The 15,417-nt window shown below is 37.9% G+C and carries 19 protein-coding genes; 11 read left to right on the top strand and 8 right to left on the bottom strand.

Annotated features, from left to right (window positions below; all coding sequences use genetic code 11):
- Positions 1-126: 126 nt before the first annotated feature.
- On the bottom strand, positions 127-1,398 hold the full coding sequence (locus LIZ98_RS09735) for an MFS transporter (protein ID WP_227139654.1): 1,272 nt from the start codon (positions 1,396-1,398) through the stop codon (positions 127-129).
- 318 nt (positions 1,399-1,716) lie between these two features.
- On the opposite strand from LIZ98_RS09735, the gene LIZ98_RS09730 reads away from it, so the two are divergent.
- From LIZ98_RS09730 to LIZ98_RS09710, 5 genes are all read left to right on the top strand, one after another.
- The gene (locus LIZ98_RS09730) at positions 1,717-2,022 is read left to right on the top strand and encodes a metal-sulfur cluster assembly factor (RefSeq protein ID WP_043988579.1); all 306 of its coding nucleotides are present in this window, start codon (positions 1,717-1,719) and stop codon (positions 2,020-2,022) included.
- 104 nt (positions 2,023-2,126) lie between these two features.
- Complete coding sequence (locus LIZ98_RS09725) at positions 2,127-2,336, top strand: DUF6501 family protein (RefSeq protein ID WP_041845631.1); 210 nt, start codon at positions 2,127-2,129, stop codon at positions 2,334-2,336.
- Between the two features lie 111 nt (positions 2,337-2,447).
- Entirely contained in the window at positions 2,448-3,893 is a 1,446-nt protein-coding gene (locus LIZ98_RS09720; protein ID WP_227139645.1) for an NAD(P)H-hydrate dehydratase, read from the top strand.
- A gap of 19 nt (positions 3,894-3,912) precedes the next feature.
- Positions 3,913-4,314, top strand: coding sequence for a fluoride efflux transporter FluC (locus LIZ98_RS09715; protein WP_041902634.1), 402 nt, complete (start codon positions 3,913-3,915; stop codon positions 4,312-4,314).
- Positions 4,315-4,317: 3 nt separating this feature from the next.
- Positions 4,318-4,671: a fluoride efflux transporter FluC gene (locus LIZ98_RS09710; RefSeq protein ID WP_216407776.1), complete on the top strand. Its 354-nt coding sequence runs from the start codon at positions 4,318-4,320 to the stop codon at positions 4,669-4,671.
- A 54-nt stretch (positions 4,672-4,725) separates the two neighbouring features.
- Here the strand turns inward: LIZ98_RS09710 and LIZ98_RS09705 are convergent, their stop codons facing one another.
- Together LIZ98_RS09705 and LIZ98_RS17960 are read right to left on the bottom strand one after the other, a co-directional pair.
- Positions 4,726-5,331 (bottom strand): biotin transporter BioY, encoded by a 606-nt coding sequence (locus LIZ98_RS09705; RefSeq protein WP_227139644.1) that lies wholly within the window; start codon positions 5,329-5,331, stop codon positions 4,726-4,728.
- A 185-nt stretch (positions 5,332-5,516) separates the two neighbouring features.
- Positions 5,517-5,642: a hypothetical protein gene (locus LIZ98_RS17960; protein WP_255602154.1), complete on the bottom strand. Its 126-nt coding sequence runs from the start codon at positions 5,640-5,642 to the stop codon at positions 5,517-5,519.
- A 154-nt stretch (positions 5,643-5,796) separates the two neighbouring features.
- Between LIZ98_RS17960 and LIZ98_RS09700 the strand changes: the two genes are divergently transcribed.
- The gene (locus tag LIZ98_RS09700) at positions 5,797-5,973 is read left to right on the top strand and encodes a YozQ family protein (protein WP_081912326.1); all 177 of its coding nucleotides are present in this window, start codon (positions 5,797-5,799) and stop codon (positions 5,971-5,973) included.
- Between the two features lie 353 nt (positions 5,974-6,326).
- On the opposite strand, the gene LIZ98_RS09695 is transcribed toward LIZ98_RS09700, so the two are convergent.
- The 3 genes from LIZ98_RS09695 to LIZ98_RS09685 form a co-directional block, all read right to left on the bottom strand.
- A complete protein-coding gene (locus LIZ98_RS09695) occupies positions 6,327-6,779 on the bottom strand; it encodes a cupredoxin domain-containing protein (RefSeq protein WP_043988581.1) in 453 nt (150 codons plus the stop codon).
- A gap of 99 nt (positions 6,780-6,878) precedes the next feature.
- Positions 6,879-7,976, bottom strand: a complete 1,098-nt coding sequence (locus LIZ98_RS09690) for an MGDG synthase family glycosyltransferase (RefSeq protein WP_227139643.1) — start codon at positions 7,974-7,976, stop codon at positions 6,879-6,881.
- Entirely contained in the window at positions 7,973-8,578 is a 606-nt protein-coding gene (locus tag LIZ98_RS09685) for a YkoP family protein (RefSeq protein WP_227139642.1), read from the bottom strand. Before LIZ98_RS09685 ends, LIZ98_RS09690 begins: the two co-directional genes overlap by 4 nt.
- A 230-nt stretch (positions 8,579-8,808) precedes the next feature.
- On the opposite strand from LIZ98_RS09685, the gene mscL reads away from it, so the two are divergent.
- Positions 8,809-9,195 carry a large-conductance mechanosensitive channel protein MscL gene (mscL, locus tag LIZ98_RS09680; RefSeq protein WP_216407800.1) on the top strand — a complete coding sequence of 129 codons (387 nt, stop codon included), beginning with the start codon at positions 8,809-8,811 and terminating at the stop codon, positions 9,193-9,195.
- A 67-nt stretch (positions 9,196-9,262) separates the two neighbouring features.
- Positions 9,263-10,171 (top strand): cysteine hydrolase family protein, encoded by a 909-nt coding sequence (locus LIZ98_RS09675; protein ID WP_227139641.1) that lies wholly within the window; start codon positions 9,263-9,265, stop codon positions 10,169-10,171.
- Positions 10,172-10,734: 563 nt separating this feature from the next.
- On the opposite strand, the gene LIZ98_RS09670 is transcribed toward LIZ98_RS09675, so the two are convergent.
- Positions 10,735-11,373, bottom strand: coding sequence for a class I SAM-dependent DNA methyltransferase (locus LIZ98_RS09670; RefSeq protein ID WP_227139590.1), 639 nt, complete (start codon positions 11,371-11,373; stop codon positions 10,735-10,737).
- 163 nt (positions 11,374-11,536) lie between these two features.
- Here LIZ98_RS09670 and LIZ98_RS09665 point away from each other — a divergent pair, with 163 nt between their 5' ends.
- Genes LIZ98_RS09665 through LIZ98_RS09655 form a run of 3 tightly spaced genes read left to right on the top strand, consistent with a single transcriptional unit; the run spans position 11,537 to position 14,087 of the window.
- Positions 11,537-12,004, top strand: coding sequence for an S-ribosylhomocysteine lyase (locus tag LIZ98_RS09665; protein ID WP_034770477.1), 468 nt, complete (start codon positions 11,537-11,539; stop codon positions 12,002-12,004).
- A 12-nt stretch (positions 12,005-12,016) separates the two neighbouring features.
- Positions 12,017-12,937, top strand: a complete 921-nt coding sequence (locus LIZ98_RS09660) for a PLP-dependent cysteine synthase family protein (RefSeq protein ID WP_227139589.1) — start codon at positions 12,017-12,019, stop codon at positions 12,935-12,937.
- 16 nt (positions 12,938-12,953) lie between these two features.
- Complete coding sequence (locus tag LIZ98_RS09655) at positions 12,954-14,087, top strand: bifunctional cystathionine gamma-lyase/homocysteine desulfhydrase (protein ID WP_227139588.1); 1,134 nt, start codon at positions 12,954-12,956, stop codon at positions 14,085-14,087.
- A 41-nt stretch (positions 14,088-14,128) separates the two neighbouring features.
- On the opposite strand, the gene LIZ98_RS09650 is transcribed toward LIZ98_RS09655, so the two are convergent.
- On the bottom strand, positions 14,129-15,295 hold the full coding sequence (locus LIZ98_RS09650; protein WP_227139587.1) for an MFS transporter: 1,167 nt from the start codon (positions 15,293-15,295) through the stop codon (positions 14,129-14,131).
- Positions 15,296-15,417: the final 122 nt, after the last annotated feature.

The following is a 15,417-nucleotide window of genomic DNA, read 5'->3' as shown; positions in this document are numbered from 1 at the left end:
CTTGCCTACACTGGATATCGCAGAAACAAGATTGAGCAAGTTGGATGAGGTCAGACACCTTGGACAGCATCTTTCTTTATAAGTATAAAAAGTACTAGAGAACAGCTTTTTCTGATAACTATATGATCAACGTACGGCATGTTTCTCCGGCTTAATGCCAAATATACATACAAGGACACATAATACGGCCAAACCCCCTAATAAATAGAATATCAATATATTCGATTTCTTCATTAATATGGCAATGATCGGAGGACCAAAGGCAACACCGATAAAGCGCATGGAACTATAAATGGATGAAATAGTGCCACGAAATTCCTCCTCAATTCCGGACGTAATGAGGGAATCAAGACAAGGTAAACTTATGCCAATTCCGATTCCGCCAATGACAAATAAACCAATAAGCAGCCAAAGACTTTCAAAAAAGCTTAAGACTACTGTACTAATGGCTAATAAAACGAGTCCAATAAAGGTAACCAATTTCATCAAAGATTTATTTTCTTTAATGGCTTTCCCGGCAATATAGGAGGCAATGCAAAGAGCACCTAACGGAATGGCTAAAAAAAATCCCTTTTTAATATTGCCAATCCCATATTTTGACTCCAATACAGAAGAGAGATAGAAAAGGACGCCAAATAAAATGAACATTAAAATACCACCTATAAAAAAGATGGATTTTAGCCAGAGGCGGTTATGTTTGTATATTTTTTTCGTTCTCCGTAAAAATTCATTTAATTTGGGTCCTTCCTCTATTTTTGGACTTTTCACTAAAAACACCATCATTAAAACGGAAATTGTACAAAAAACGGGTATGGAAAAAAACGGTAAAAACCAAATAACACTGGCAAATACAGCTCCAAGGATTGGACTTACCACCTTTCCTAACGTATTGGCCGTTTCAATAATCCCAAGGGAGGAACTGACCTTATCTTCAGAATGAAACATATCGCCAATAAGTGGAAGAACAATCGGGAAAGCTCCGGCTGCACCAATTCCTTGTAAAGTTCTCCCAATCAAAATAAGCCAATAAGCATTTTGCAACTGCCAAGCTGTAAACGCGGAAATCACACCGCCGATTGCCGCTAACAGAAGGCTGGGAATAATCACTCTCTTTCTGCCCCAACGATCTGATAAGTAACCCGCAATCGGAATAAAAATAATGGCAACAACCGAATAGACAGTGATGATCAAACTGGATTGGAAAGGTGTAATATCCAGTTCTTTTTCCATTGTTGGGAGAACAGGAATTAACATGGAATTGCCTAATGTCATTACTAGCGGTATAGAGGCAATGGATACAACAGCCCACCGCTTGTCTTCCAGTTTTTTTTCTTTCTTCTTTTTCTTACGTTCTTCCTCGGAAACGTATTTTTCCCATAGGGTACCGGTATACTCCATACTCATTCTCCATTTCTGAAAGATGTGATGACTATATTATTTGTAGAAAACATCTAAAAAAAGATGGTAAAACAAGTAAAAACAATGGGGGATTGCTTAGCAGATAAAGATGAAAACAGTTGTTTGGCCAAATTGTTTTCGGACAAGCTTTTGAATCCTAAACTAAAGCATTGACACGTTTTAAAAATGAATCGTAAAAAATAACAACATTTACATGAAAACCGTTCTTATCTTGACACAATATTGTTAAAAAATGAAAATCTAAGAACGTGTGAATTTTTTATAATAAAGGTAGAACAAATATTGGAGGGAATCCTGATGAATGTCAAGGATAGAATATATGAAGAATTAAAGTATGTATTCGATCCGGAAATCGGAGTGAATATCGTTGATTTAGGGTTAGTATATGATGTGGAAGTAACTGAAGATGGAATTGCCCGAATTTCGTTAACTTTTACAACAGATGATATAAAACAGCAAGAAAGACTTTGTGCCGGAGTGAAGTTTGCTGTAAGTTCCCTTGGTGTCATGAAAGATGTTGAAATTATCAAAAAAGAAACCGTAAAGTGGACGACGCAAATGATGAATGAAGAACTTAAAAAAGAATTAATTGGTATTAATTAACTCGACTGTCCGGGATCACTGAGAATTCAGCTGATCCTTTTCTCTTTATTACTATTGATTTAACGAGCATTCACTCCTATAATGAAGTGGAAGGAGTGATTGAGATGATTCATAAAGATTGGACAGAACGGAAAACACTGAAAAAAGTAAAATGTGTACATACAAATGCAAAAAAATATATGGTGAATCATATGTTGACAGAAGAAAAAGTGTATGATGTCAAAAATGAAACAGAAGAATTTTATTTTCTTATTGATAACTCCGGAAGAATCGGCGGCTACTATAAAGATTACTTTGTTGAAGTAAATGATTGAAATTCCTGACTTTTTCAGGGATTTTTATTTTTTACGATTGATATCGTTATGATGAGGAAATCCAAGTGCACCAAATTCTTTACCATGAAGACAATATAGGAGGGATCTACATTGTTCATCTATAGAGAGGTTGAAATAAGGAAAGCAGATGAAACAGCTGCACAAAACGGATTATCCGGCAATGCCTTGATGGAAACAGCAGGCAGAAGTTTGTTTGTACGAATAAAAGAAATCCTAAATAAAAACAGCAGAATCTTAATATTAAGCGGACGTGGCAATAATGGCGGTGATGGCATTGTTCTTGCCAGATATTTAAACCAATGGGGATATAATGTTGATCTCGTTTTTCCATTTGGTGAACCAAAGTCTGATTCAGCAAGCGAACATTTTCGGTATTATAAAAGTTTGGGTTATTCTTGGTCAACAAGTATTGGTGATGGTCCGTATGATGTTATCATTGATGCTCTTCTCGGTGTCGGAACACGGCTACCGTTAAATCAATCGTATCAGGATCTGCTCAAGTGGTGTAATCAGCAACATGCGCTAAAAATAGCCATTGATTTACCAACCGGGGTTTTGGCTGATCGTGGTGAGGCAGATATTGCTTTTCACGCTGATTACACATTTTCATTACACGGCTTCAAGCCTTCTACTTTTCTCCTGCCGTCCAATACATTTTTCGGACAACCGGAAAGCATTGATATTGGTTTACCACATGATGCAAAATGGAAAATCTGGTCGGAGAAAGATGTGAAGCGGACAATGAAAAAGCGGGGAAGCAATTCACATAAAGGAACATTTGGAACCGGTTTATTAGTGGCAGGGACTGATGAAATGCCCGGGAGTGCCATGCTTGCAGGCTTAGGGGCGATGAAAATAGGTATCGGGAAACTGGTGATTGCAACAACTCCTTATGCAGCAAGTATTATTGCTACTCGCCTTCCGGAAGCGACTTATTTACACGATGGATTAAATAAATTAGCTGTCGGGGCATTTCCTGACGGGATTAGAGCGATGGCAATCGGCCCCGGTTTGACAGATGAAAAATTAATTGATCAAGTGTTGGGAAATGTTTGGGAAAAAGAGATTCCACTCGTTATAGATGCAGGTGCTTTAGGAAAACGAGAATTTGCTCCAAGGAAAGCCCCTATCATTATTACACCACATCCGGGTGAATTTAGTCGTCTCACCGGTCTCAGTGTAAAAGAAATCGAAGCGAATCGATTAGAAATAAGTAGTCAATTTGCCCTTCAAAAAAATGTGATTGTTGTATTAAAAGGGGCGAATACGGTCATTGCTTTTCCAGATGGCACTGGATTTATCAATCGGACAGGGAATGCGGCTTTAGCAAAAGGAGGTTCCGGTGATACATTAACGGGAATGATACTCGGACTCATATGCAGCGAAAGCGACATAACGAGTGCAATTGCCAATGCTGTCTATCTGCATGGTTTGTGTGCCGATGAACTTGTAAAAGAACAAAATGAAAGATCGATTGTTGCCGGGAATATAACGAATGTTTTAGGGAGAGTTATGAATAGGCTGATAACTGATTAATTGTTGTTGAGGTGTGATTATGTGGATTTATGTTGGCTTGGGCGGGGTAATCGGTAGTTTGTTGCGATACTTTGTGTCTGTTTTAACTGTTAACTTTACTTACCATCATTTCCCGCTTCCAACTTTTATTGTAAACGTAATTGGTTCTTTCCTGCTTGGCTTTTTATCAAGTTACTTTTTGGAAAAAGAATTTCGCCAAAGGAAAATGTATACGGCGATAACAACGGGTGTTATTGGTTCGTTTACCACCTTTTCAGCATTTACTAATGAAATTGTCCGATTCATTTGCGATGCAAACTATACAATCGGAATCATGTATTTGTTCTTATCCATTCTCCTTGGCTTAAGTTTCTCTTATCTCGGCATGAGCATGGGAAGAAAATGGAGTAAAAATGAAATAGTTAAGAATAGGCAGGAATAAAGAATGGAAGTATTACTAATAGCCATTGGCGGTTTTTTCGGGGCTATAAGTCGATATTATATTAGTGAAAAATGGAATAGGAAATTTGGCTTTTTACCTTATGGGACCTTATTTGTTAATCTTTTCGGGTCTTTCCTATTAGGATTGATTATTGGTTTTGATACCAACCAATATATTTATTCACTTTTAGGTATTGGTTTTCTTGGCGCATTCACAACTTTTTCGACATTTATCGTTGAATTAATCGGCTTACAGGAAGCAAATAAAACGAAAGGCATGATTGTTTATTTAATAATCACTATTATTTTTGGTTTCGTGTTTGCTTTGGTTGGAGTGATTATTGGGAGCCGGGTATAAAACATAGTAAAAAAGGGCGTAAATCAAAAAGATCGATTTTGCCCTTTAACTTTATTATTGAATGGTCGTTGTTGATTCGATCGTTGTGTCATGTTTTTGTTTAGGTGTACCAGTTGGAAGTAATTTTGCATGAATTAATTGTTTGCGAACAGTAATACCAATTAGTGAAGCTAAATAAGCTTTTACCAATCCGACGATGATAAACGGGACAAAAGCAGTCGTAAAAGCTACCGTCCATGATACATCTGCAGAAATTTTGTACCATGCAGTTCCAAAAGCTAAGGTGACAAACATACCAACTGTATTGGCTATCATTGCCGTCATGATCCGGAATGACGTTTTTTCCAATATATAACCGGTAATAAATGCTGTTGGGATAAATCCAACAATGAATCCCCCGGTCGGACCGAATAAAACAGAAACACCTGATGATAAGTTCGAATAAACAGGAATACCGATTGCGCCCATTAAAAAATATAGAATCACTGCGTATGTACCAAATTTTGAGCCAAGTATCGTTGCTGCCAGACCAATCGCTAAAGTTTGACCGGTAATCGGTATGATCGGAAGCGGAATCGTAACTTGAGCCAGAATTCCGATCATACTTGCGAATAACGCGACAATAATCATCATTTTTAATCGGTTATGTTGCGCTTGCATAAGTTTCTCCCCCCTTTATCTTAAATAGTTAACAGAAATATAAAAAAGTTAACTAAAATCTATTATAATGACCATTAACTGATTGTTCAATAGAAAATTCCCAATGTGGCGGAATTTTTAACTTGAGAAGGGAGCTTTCCCAATGAGGCGAGCTCCCTAACTTTATTAACCCTCTGTTTTTTTCCCTATATCTGTATTATTTCCCGTTGTTGCCTCATATCCGAGTAGCCCTTTTTAGATGTTTTTACGGCTTCCGGCATTTTATATTGATCGATGTTTTCTTGAAATTGTCTGGAAGCATGTGTTTTCATTATCATCCCCCCACTTTTAGGAAATTCCTTTTTAGTTTGTCCATTTCCAAATAAATCAGTTTGACAAAATTATGGTTAAACGTTCTGCCTAAAAACAGAATGACTTTTAAATTAATACACAAACTAACTTTAACTTTGGAAAGGGGTGGAGATGATGGATTATAAGGAATCGAGTAAATTGGCTGGCAAGTACTACGATCCAAGTATGCGCGGGATGGAACATAAAGATCAGTTGACTGAAGGTTTAAGCATTACCCATGAACAAGCAACCGACAATTATATGGAAGGCACGGTTGATCAATATGTTGTCGAGCAAAACGGAAATAATTAATTTCTCACAATTAGTAAAAGGAGCAGTCCATTTAGTCAATGGATGCTCCTTTTCTTTTAATGTCCTAAAAGAACCGTTAAACTACCCTCAATGTATGTGGAGCATGCTTCACGGGAATGAAAAAATAAGTGCTATAATCCATAATGTTGTTCATTTAATCTTGCTCCCTATGAATAGAAGAACATCCGGCTTATACAGACTATTTAACAAAAGACCCGTCCGGTAATCAAATTAAATTGGTTTTATAAATTGGAAAAAGCTGTGACAAAATGGTCCAAAAACATTTAGGCATGAAAAGATTCAGTCTCAATGTTGACCATTTGTACAGCTTATTTTCCGAACGAACCTAAATATTAATTGACAACAATATAAGCAATCATCGGTCCGTTCTTTGTGTAATCAAGATGACTGATACACACTAAGCGATACGTTCCTTCGTTTTCAAATTGAAGTGGGACCACCGTCTCTTTTCCTTTTTCTACCGTTCCTTGGATATCCGTTCCTTCAATGATAAAAGGATGTTCATTTCCATTGACACCATAAATTTTTAGCAGCGCTTTTTCACCCTTTTTTAAAAAAATTGTCCCCGGGTCAAACCGATAAGCTTCGATTTCCTTCCCGTCCGCTGTCTTTGTGGTAAATTCACCGGTTACCATATGAATTTCTCGGATGTTCTCGTTAGCCGTTTCCGTTGCTGATATCATTTTTGCTTGGAAAGAGTACCAGATGAATGCGGAAATGATAAATATTCCGACTAAGAAAATTTTCCTGATCCGCTTACCATGTATAACAGAAAAATGACTCATCCAATTTCCCCCTTTTGGCTTGTCTTCTATAACATATGCATCTTTGACATAGGTCTTGTCTAATATTTTATTTCACTGAAAAATTTCTTTCGGTATCTGCTATAATTGTTCGATAATCAATTGAGAAGAGTTCACGGGATCTTTATTTCTTTCATAGCGGTATATATTTTCATAGTAGCCGCTGATTAAATTAGGTGATTCAACAAAACTCATGATTAAATCATCAAGGTGATTCTGTTTTTTCCATCCGGTCGCATCATGAACCAATTTTTGAATTTGTAATTCTTCAAAGTTAATTTCTTCTTGCCCCGGTAAATGATCATAGATAAAAATGGGGATTTGTTTATGAAGACACTCGGTGATGGTTACACCCCCCGGTTTTGTGATAATAAGATCAGCAAAATTATAAATACAGTCCATCATTTTTCGAGAACGAATAAAAGGAATAGGAATCAGATGAGAACGGTTTAATTTTATTAATTGCTGATACAATGCCTTATTTTTTCCACATAAAACGAAAAATTGTAATTCTTTCCTTAAAGGGAGATGTTTAATTAAATCATGCATGTTCCCTGTACCCATACTGCCTCCAGAAACAAGTACATGAATTCGTTTCTTCGGCGGCTCCGGAATAAGCGGCTTTTTTTGCAATAAAGGATGAAGTGGAATACCGGTCATATAAATTTGTTGAGGTTTGATTCCCATGGTCAATAAATAGTTTTTCATCCGGTAGGTAGAAACAAAATGGACGTCAATATTCTTCGTCCCCCATCCTTTATGAATGAAAAAATCGGTATAGACATTCAGAACCGGTTTGTCAAATTTACCTTCCTGTTTTAGTTTTGACAATATGCGGGAAGGCAGGGCATGGGTACAAATGACACAATCGGGCTTTCTTTCGTACAATAAATGTTCCAACTGTTTTTCGAAAAACAATTCATATAAATAGATGTCCCTTTTTCTGTCTTTTACAACCATCCTTTTATATAAGGTACTGTAACTGGTAGGAAAGTGATGAATCCACTTTAAATAAAACCGGGAGATTACTTGCTCGATCCGGCCGTAACTATAAGAGAAAAGGTCAATTTTTTCGCATTCGACACCGGGCATCGATTCGAATTGAGCTATTAACGCATCCGCTGCTTGGTGATGGCCGGATGGAATTTGTAAAAAGGGGAGAAAAAGGATTCTTTTCAAGTGATTCCATCTCCTTCTATAAGTCCATTTTCTTCAAGAACATAAATTTTTTCGGAAAAATTTGCGTGACGTTCAAATAGAACATCCTTTGACATGAAAAAGTAGACCGGTTCATGGCTTGGTTTGTTGCGTGAATCAGGTACCGAAGATAGGATGTTAATTGGTAAAAAAGCACTCATTTTGATTAATTTATAGATTTTGTTTTTGATCGGGTAGATTTCAAAACCTAATCGATTGGAGCGAAAGTTTAATGAAGTAATCCCGATGAGTCCTTTTATTTGATGTTGTTTTGGATGTTTGGTCAGAAAGTCCGCGATACCGGGAAGGGAATCTTTGACCAGATGAAAAAAAACTTTACCCTTCTGAAACTCATTTTGAATTTGGCTAAGTTCGGATAATAACCGGACATTGTGAAAATGTATTTTCAGCAATAAATCATTTTTTTGAATATGGGTACCAACTGCCAATACAACTGGATGTCCAAGGTAACGGGTAAGACGAACCCGAAAAATGTTCTTTCGATAATCGATATAGGTTAACCGGGTAAATTGATAGTAGATCGGGTCAAGTAAACGCCAGCAAAATAATATAACTTTACGCATTTTTAACTCCCTCATTTTTCTTGTAAAACTATTCACTATTATTATTTGCCAAATGTATTATTTACAAAACTCCACCAGAGTATGTGGATAAGTGCTTCAATTGAAATTCACTATATTTTGGTTTAATATGGTTAATACCAAAAGCCCATATTTTTAAGTCTTATAGGGAAAAAATTACAAAAGCTTGTTTTGAACAAATTTTCCGAAAAATAAAGGAAGGTTGATGATAAATGTTGAAAGAATTTAAAGAATTCGCCATGAAAGGAAACGTAATCGATTTAGCCGTCGGAGTACTGATTGGTACGGCTTTTAATAAAATTGTATCCTCACTGGTAAATGACATCATAATGCCAATTTTTGCATTGATCATTGGAAAGGGCAGTTTTGAAAAATTAGCTTATAAAGATATTCACTATGGTCTTTTTATCCAATCGGTTGTCGATTTTTTAATTATTGGGTTTTCCTTATTTCTCGTTGTGAAGCTGTTTAACAAATTTCGGGATATCCGTGAAAAACATGAAGAAAAGGAAAAAGAAGAAAATGTGAGCAAGGAAGAACAACTATTGACGGAAATTCGTGATTTATTGAAGGAGAGCAGGGCAAGTAAAGCTGAGTAATCAATAGGTGAACCAGCCTTTATATGATAAAATAGGGATGGAAGTTAGCAAAAAGGGAGGGATCTCGTTGTTGAAAACAGCTTTTGAACAAATTGTGAATGTGAACAAAATCGGCAGCAGGAATGAAAAACACTTGCATGATATATTAACGTTGGCACAAGCTGAGCAAACGGTACCGGCAAAAAATGACAAGAAAAAGATTTTATTTTTAGGGATTGACTTTCAAAATGATTTTATGGAAAATGGCGCGCTTGGTGTACCTGGGGCCCATAAAGACATTCAAAATGTAACAAAATTTATTTATCGTCATTTACATAAAATCACAGACATTGCTGTTTCTTTAGACACACATCAGCCAAGGCAAATTTTCCATCCGTGCTGGTGGGAAGATCAAGCTGGAAATCACCCGCAACCATTGACAATCATTACAACTCAAGATGTTGAAAGCGGGAAATGGATTCCTGTCTATGAAAAAGAAGAGAGCGTTGAATATGTGGTCAATCTTGAAAAATCCGGGAAAAAGCAATTATGCATTTGGCCGTATCATTGTATAGAAGGAACATATGGAGCCTCACTTGAAGGGCAATTCGCAAATATCATCTATTTTCATTCAGTCGTGCGTCGGACAAATGTCATCCGAATGGTAAAAGGGCTTTATCCGGCGACAGAAATGTACGGCATTTTCCGCCCTGAATACAGCAAAAACATTGAAGCAAATATTCGCTTGCTGGAATCAATGAGACATTATGATCAAATTATTATTGCCGGGGAAGCAAAATCTCACTGCGTATTGGAGTCGGTGATTCAGCTTGTTGAATATTTAAAAAGTGTAAAAGATGATCCGGCAAAAATTTATTTATTAGAAGATGGCATGAGTTCAATACCCGGATTTGAAGATGAAACCGAACAGGCCTATCGTACACTAGTAAATAATGATGGCATTCACTTGGTCACATCAACCGAATTTGAATTATAATACGAAAAACCGGGACATCACTATCGCGAGTCTCGGTTTTTTTCTTAGTATAAGAAAGTATAAAAATACAGGTAAATAACTCGGGATTAGTTTTATTGTCTAGCTCCGAGCGCCAGCGACTGAGAAACTAACTCCCCTTTAATGTGCTCCTGCGCCATAGCCTATTCGAGGAAGCGGATGTTCAGCTCGTCGCAAAGCTTCATGAAGTATATCAAGGAAGATTACTCATGAAGTTCACTCTAGGAGTAGCTTCACTACGATAAGTCAACATCGGCTCGTCGCCGTGTTTCCTTTTCCTTAGAAAAAGCTACTCGCTTTTTCTTCGTGTGATGCTTATTCAAGGAAGATTATTCAGAGTCCTCGAAAAAGCTAATCGCTTTTTCTTCGTGCGATGCCTATTCGGGGAAGCAAATCTGTTCTCATTGCGGGGAGGTCGGGCCACAGGACGTGGTCATGCCGGCGTTGCAACAGGACGTTGCCGCTTTTAGCCGGCCAGTTTGTACGTCGCTAAGCGGGCGCTCTGCGCTTTTCTTATTACCAGTTAAAAGTGTTTCCTGTGTTCATTAATTTTTTACTGCCTCTAAAATCCAAACAAACTTATTCATTCTATGAAACTGAACTGCAAACCCGTGTTTTTCAATATTTTGTTTTAAAAAAGGAATGGTTGAATAATATTCCGTTTGCAAATCAGCCAGCAGCCGGTTATATCCTCGTTTTTTCGTTTCTTCCAAGATTATTGTTTTTTCATGTTCAGATGCAAACATTGTATCAGCAAAAACAATTTTACCATCTTTTGGAAGCATTTCTGCATAGATGGATATCGCTTTGTTTTTTTCTTCATCTGTTAAATGATGAAAAGCATAAGAACTGACAATTGTTTGAATCGGTTTTATATTCGTAGGAAACAATAGAAAATCACCATCATAAATTTCCAATTGATTGATTTTTTGTTTAGCCAACGTACGCATTTCCTTTGAGGGCTCAATTCCAATTACATCAAGCCCCTTATTTAACAACTTCTTCGTCAAATTACCCGTCCCGACACCAAATTCCAAAACATTGTCAATTGCTCGATTTGTAATTTCATTTAATATATCATCGTAATGAAGAAAAACTTCTTTATATTCGATATCATGCCCTGCAACAGTATCGTCATAGGTAGCTGCCCATTCATCGAAAAGTGGATCAAATTCTCTTCCCATATGAAGACCTCCAATAATTATATGCATATAATTCCTATAAATATAGTATGAATTTCTCACACCTTTTGTCAATACTAATCATTTCTGTTCATTTTTACTTTGACAACTTGCCAGAAAAATATCATACTTATAAAGTAGGAATTACATTTCGGAGGTGGATGTCATGGAAGTTAAAAAAATGAATGTGGAAAGTTTTAATTTGGATCATACGAAAGTTAAAGCACCATATGTCCGTTTAGCCAGCGTCAGTGAAGGGGCAAATGGGGATAAAATATATAAATACGATGTTCGTTTCTGCCAACCGAATAAAGAGCATATGGAAATGCCGGCGCTTCATTCTCTAGAACATCTAATGGCTGAGCACATCCGTAACCATCATCACACGATTTTCGATGTCAGTCCAATGGGTTGCCAAACGGGTTTTTATGTATCGATCATTAATGACGGTGATTATGATGCGTTTCTTCAATTATTGGAAAAAACTTTACAAGATGTGGTAAATGCAACAGAAGTTCCGGCTTGTAATGAGGTGCAATGCGGCTGGGCGGCCAGTCATAGCTTGGAAGGTGCAAAAGAAATTGCCCGAAAGATGCTCGCTAAAAAAGCTGAATGGAAAGAGATTTTTGCATAAGGATGTTTGAAAATGGGACTTTTTAACAATATACAGGAGACAATTGGTCGGACACCTCTAGTGAAAATCAACCATCATCCGTTTAAGGAGCGAGCGCAAATTTTTGCCAAACTGGAATACATGAATCCGGGTGGCAGTGTAAAAGACCGATTGGGGAAAAAGCTGTTGGAAGAAGCCCTTCGAACAAAGAAAATCTCTCCGAAAGGGACACTTATTGAGCCGACTGCCGGAAATACCGGAATTGGTCTTGCACTGGCTGCCATTCATACGGATGTCAAAGTGATTTGTGTCGCCCCGGAAAAATTTAGCATTGAAAAGCAAATGTTGATGAAAGCATTGGGCGCACAAGTCATTCATACACCAACGGAAAAAGGAATGGAAGGGGCCATTGAAAAGGCAAAACAATTAGCGGCCGAAATCCCTGACTCGTATATTCCGTTGCAGTTTGAAAATGAAGCGAATCCATTAACGTATTATGAAACACTTGGTCCTGAAATTGTCAAAGAACTGGATGGAAAAGTAGATATATTTATAGCAGGGGCGGGTAGTGGCGGCACGTTTACCGGTACCGCCCGTTTTTTAAAGGAATTTAATAAACATATAAAAACGGTCATTGTTGAACCTCAAGGATCGATTCTAAATGGTGGTGTGCCGGGTCCGCATAAAACAGAAGGGATTGGCATGGAGTTTATTCCTTCTTTTATTAATCCCGACTATTTTGATAAAATTTATACGATTTCAGATGAAGAAGCTTTTTATCAAGTGAAGCAATTGGCAAGGTTGGAAGGAATGTTGGTCGGAAGCTCTTCCGGGGCTGCATTTGCTGCTGCATTGAAGGAAGCAGAAAACACCACAAAGGAAGGGGCAAATATCATCGTTATTTTCCCTGACAGCAGTGAGCGCTATTTATCAAAAAATATCTATGAATTTTAAATTGGAGGGAAGCGATTTGCGAAAAAAGACATTAATGATTCACGGCGGTATTTCGCGCGATGAACAAACAGGAGCGGTATCCATTCCGGTCTCACATGCAAGTACGTTTAAACAGAATGGAGTTGGAAACTTTAAATATGAATACGCCAGGACCGGGAATCCGACTCGTGAGGCTTTGGAAGCAATTATCCGTGATCTAGAAGGCGGTGTCGCCGGTTTTGCCTTTAGTTCAGGCATGGCTGCGATTTCCGCTGTTATGCACTTATTTAAAGGCGGGGACCATATTATTTTAACGGATGATGTATATGGTGGTACATTTCGTTTAGCCACAAAAATTTTGAACCGATATCAAATTGATGTAAGCTTTGTCGACACAAGTGATGCGGAACAAGTAAGAAAAGCGATTCAATCGAATACAAAAGCGATTTATATCGAAACGCCGACAAACCCGTTGTTAAAAGTTACAAATATCCGAGAAATCGCGGCTATAGCCAAAGTAAATGATTTGCTCGTCATTGTCGATAATACTTTTGCCACTCCTTATTGGCAAAACCCGTTGGAGCTCGGGGCGGATATTGTTCTCCACAGTGCGACGAAATACTTAGGCGGTCACAGTGATGTGGTTGCCGGTGTGGCAGTTGTTGGATCTGACCGGTTGGCCCGTGAACTTCACTTTATTCAAAATTCAGTAGGTGCCGTCCTCGGTCCGGATGATAGTTGGCTGTTAATCCGTGGCATTAAAACATTAGCCATTCGCATGGAGGAAATTGAGGCGAATACAAAGGCTATTGCTGAATTTTTGCAAGAGCATCCGAAAGTGAGAAGAGTATTTTATCCTGGCTTTCCGACACATATTGGGCATGAAGTTCATAAAAGCCAAGCACGCGGATTTGGTGGAATGATTTCCTTTGACGTTGGAAGCGGTGAATTAGCAGAACAAGTGCTGGCCAAAACAAAGATTTTCACATTAGCAGAAAGCCTCGGCGCTGTCGAAAGTTTAATTTCATTACCGGCAAAAATGACGCACGCTTCGATACCAAAAGAAAGAAGGGAACAATTAGGGATTACCGATGGACTTATTCGTATTTCTGTCGGAATTGAAGATGTTCAAGATTTAATTGAAGACTTGAAAACTGCATTGGATAGTTAAAAGCTGTGGTTAAAAATGGATCCGAATAGGCGGATCCATTTTTAATACCCGGATACCTCTTTATTTGCTAAAAAATGGCTGTTTCTTTTTAAAATGGCAAAGCTGCCAATACTCATTACCAACAAAAATACAGCTGCACTGAAAAACGCTCCGGTAGGTGTCAGTGAAAATGCCCCGGTAATCGATGTTCCGAGGAATGAACCTAATGAATAAAAAGCATAGAAAATTCCATAGGCTTTCCCTCGAATATGTTGAGAAGAATATTTCGCAACAAGGCTGCTCATCGATGGGAAAATGAGTGCGAAACCGATTCCATATATAAGCATGCTCATAAGCAAGAATGTAAAATTAAAGGCAAAACCGGCGACTGCTTGAGCAACGGCAATGATAACAAGACCGATGGGTAATAGCCATTCATTATGAAATCGATCAAACACCCGATTGGTCGGCAGCATAAAAAACAAAATAGCGACAATCCCAAAGATACTCATTAGCATTCCGCTGATATGGTTTGCCAACTCAAGTCCATCCACTTTTAATGGCAACATATAGGCAAGGATACCTTGAGAAGCCGATAATGATAATGCACCAAGAAAAGCGAATAATAAACCTTTGTTTTTAAACAGTTCTTGAATTTTTCCTTTATTGTTTCCACGTACCACATCTTTTTGTCTTTCTATTGATTTTAATAACGCTGTCAAAACACATGCGAAAATCATCAGGCAACCAATGATGAAATAGACGGTTTCGCTGCCACTTTTCGCAGAGACCATACCTGCAAAGGCCGGTCCGCCAATTGCCGCTAAACCAACTGCTGCACCTGAGAACGCCATGGTTTTCCCGCTCTTTTTATTTTTATTCGATAAGGACAAGTATGTAAAAGCAGCAGGTGTAATAATCCCGGCGCTAAGTCCGTTCATAAAACGAATGGCAAGTAACTGCATTGGGGAAGTAGCAATAGCATAAAGAAGTAAAATTACCCCATTTACCAAAAATCCATAGAGCATTACTTGTTTTGGTCCTTTATGATCAACGAAATAACCGGAGAAAAAATTGCTGAACAAATTGGATAAAGAATAAGCTCCGACAATAAAACCAATGAGTCCTAGGCTGGCTCCTAAACTTTGGGCATATGTGCTTGTGATCGGAAATTGGGCAAACAGGTCGATAAATGAAATGAAGATAAGAAAATAAAGAATAAAAGGCAATGGTCCGTCTCCTTTCCTTATATTATTTGGGCGGTATTGTCCAGCTCGAGTCGCTAGGTGAACCCTACGCTTTTTTATACGTTAAGAAAGTATAAATTTCCAGCAAAGAAGCGAATTCGACG

This window comes from Caldibacillus sp. 210928-DFI.2.18 (assembly GCF_020554505.1).
GTDB classification, from domain to species: domain Bacteria; phylum Bacillota; class Bacilli; order Bacillales; family Caldibacillaceae; genus Caldifermentibacillus; species Caldifermentibacillus hisashii.
This window is presented reverse-complemented; position numbering and strand designations above follow the sequence as displayed.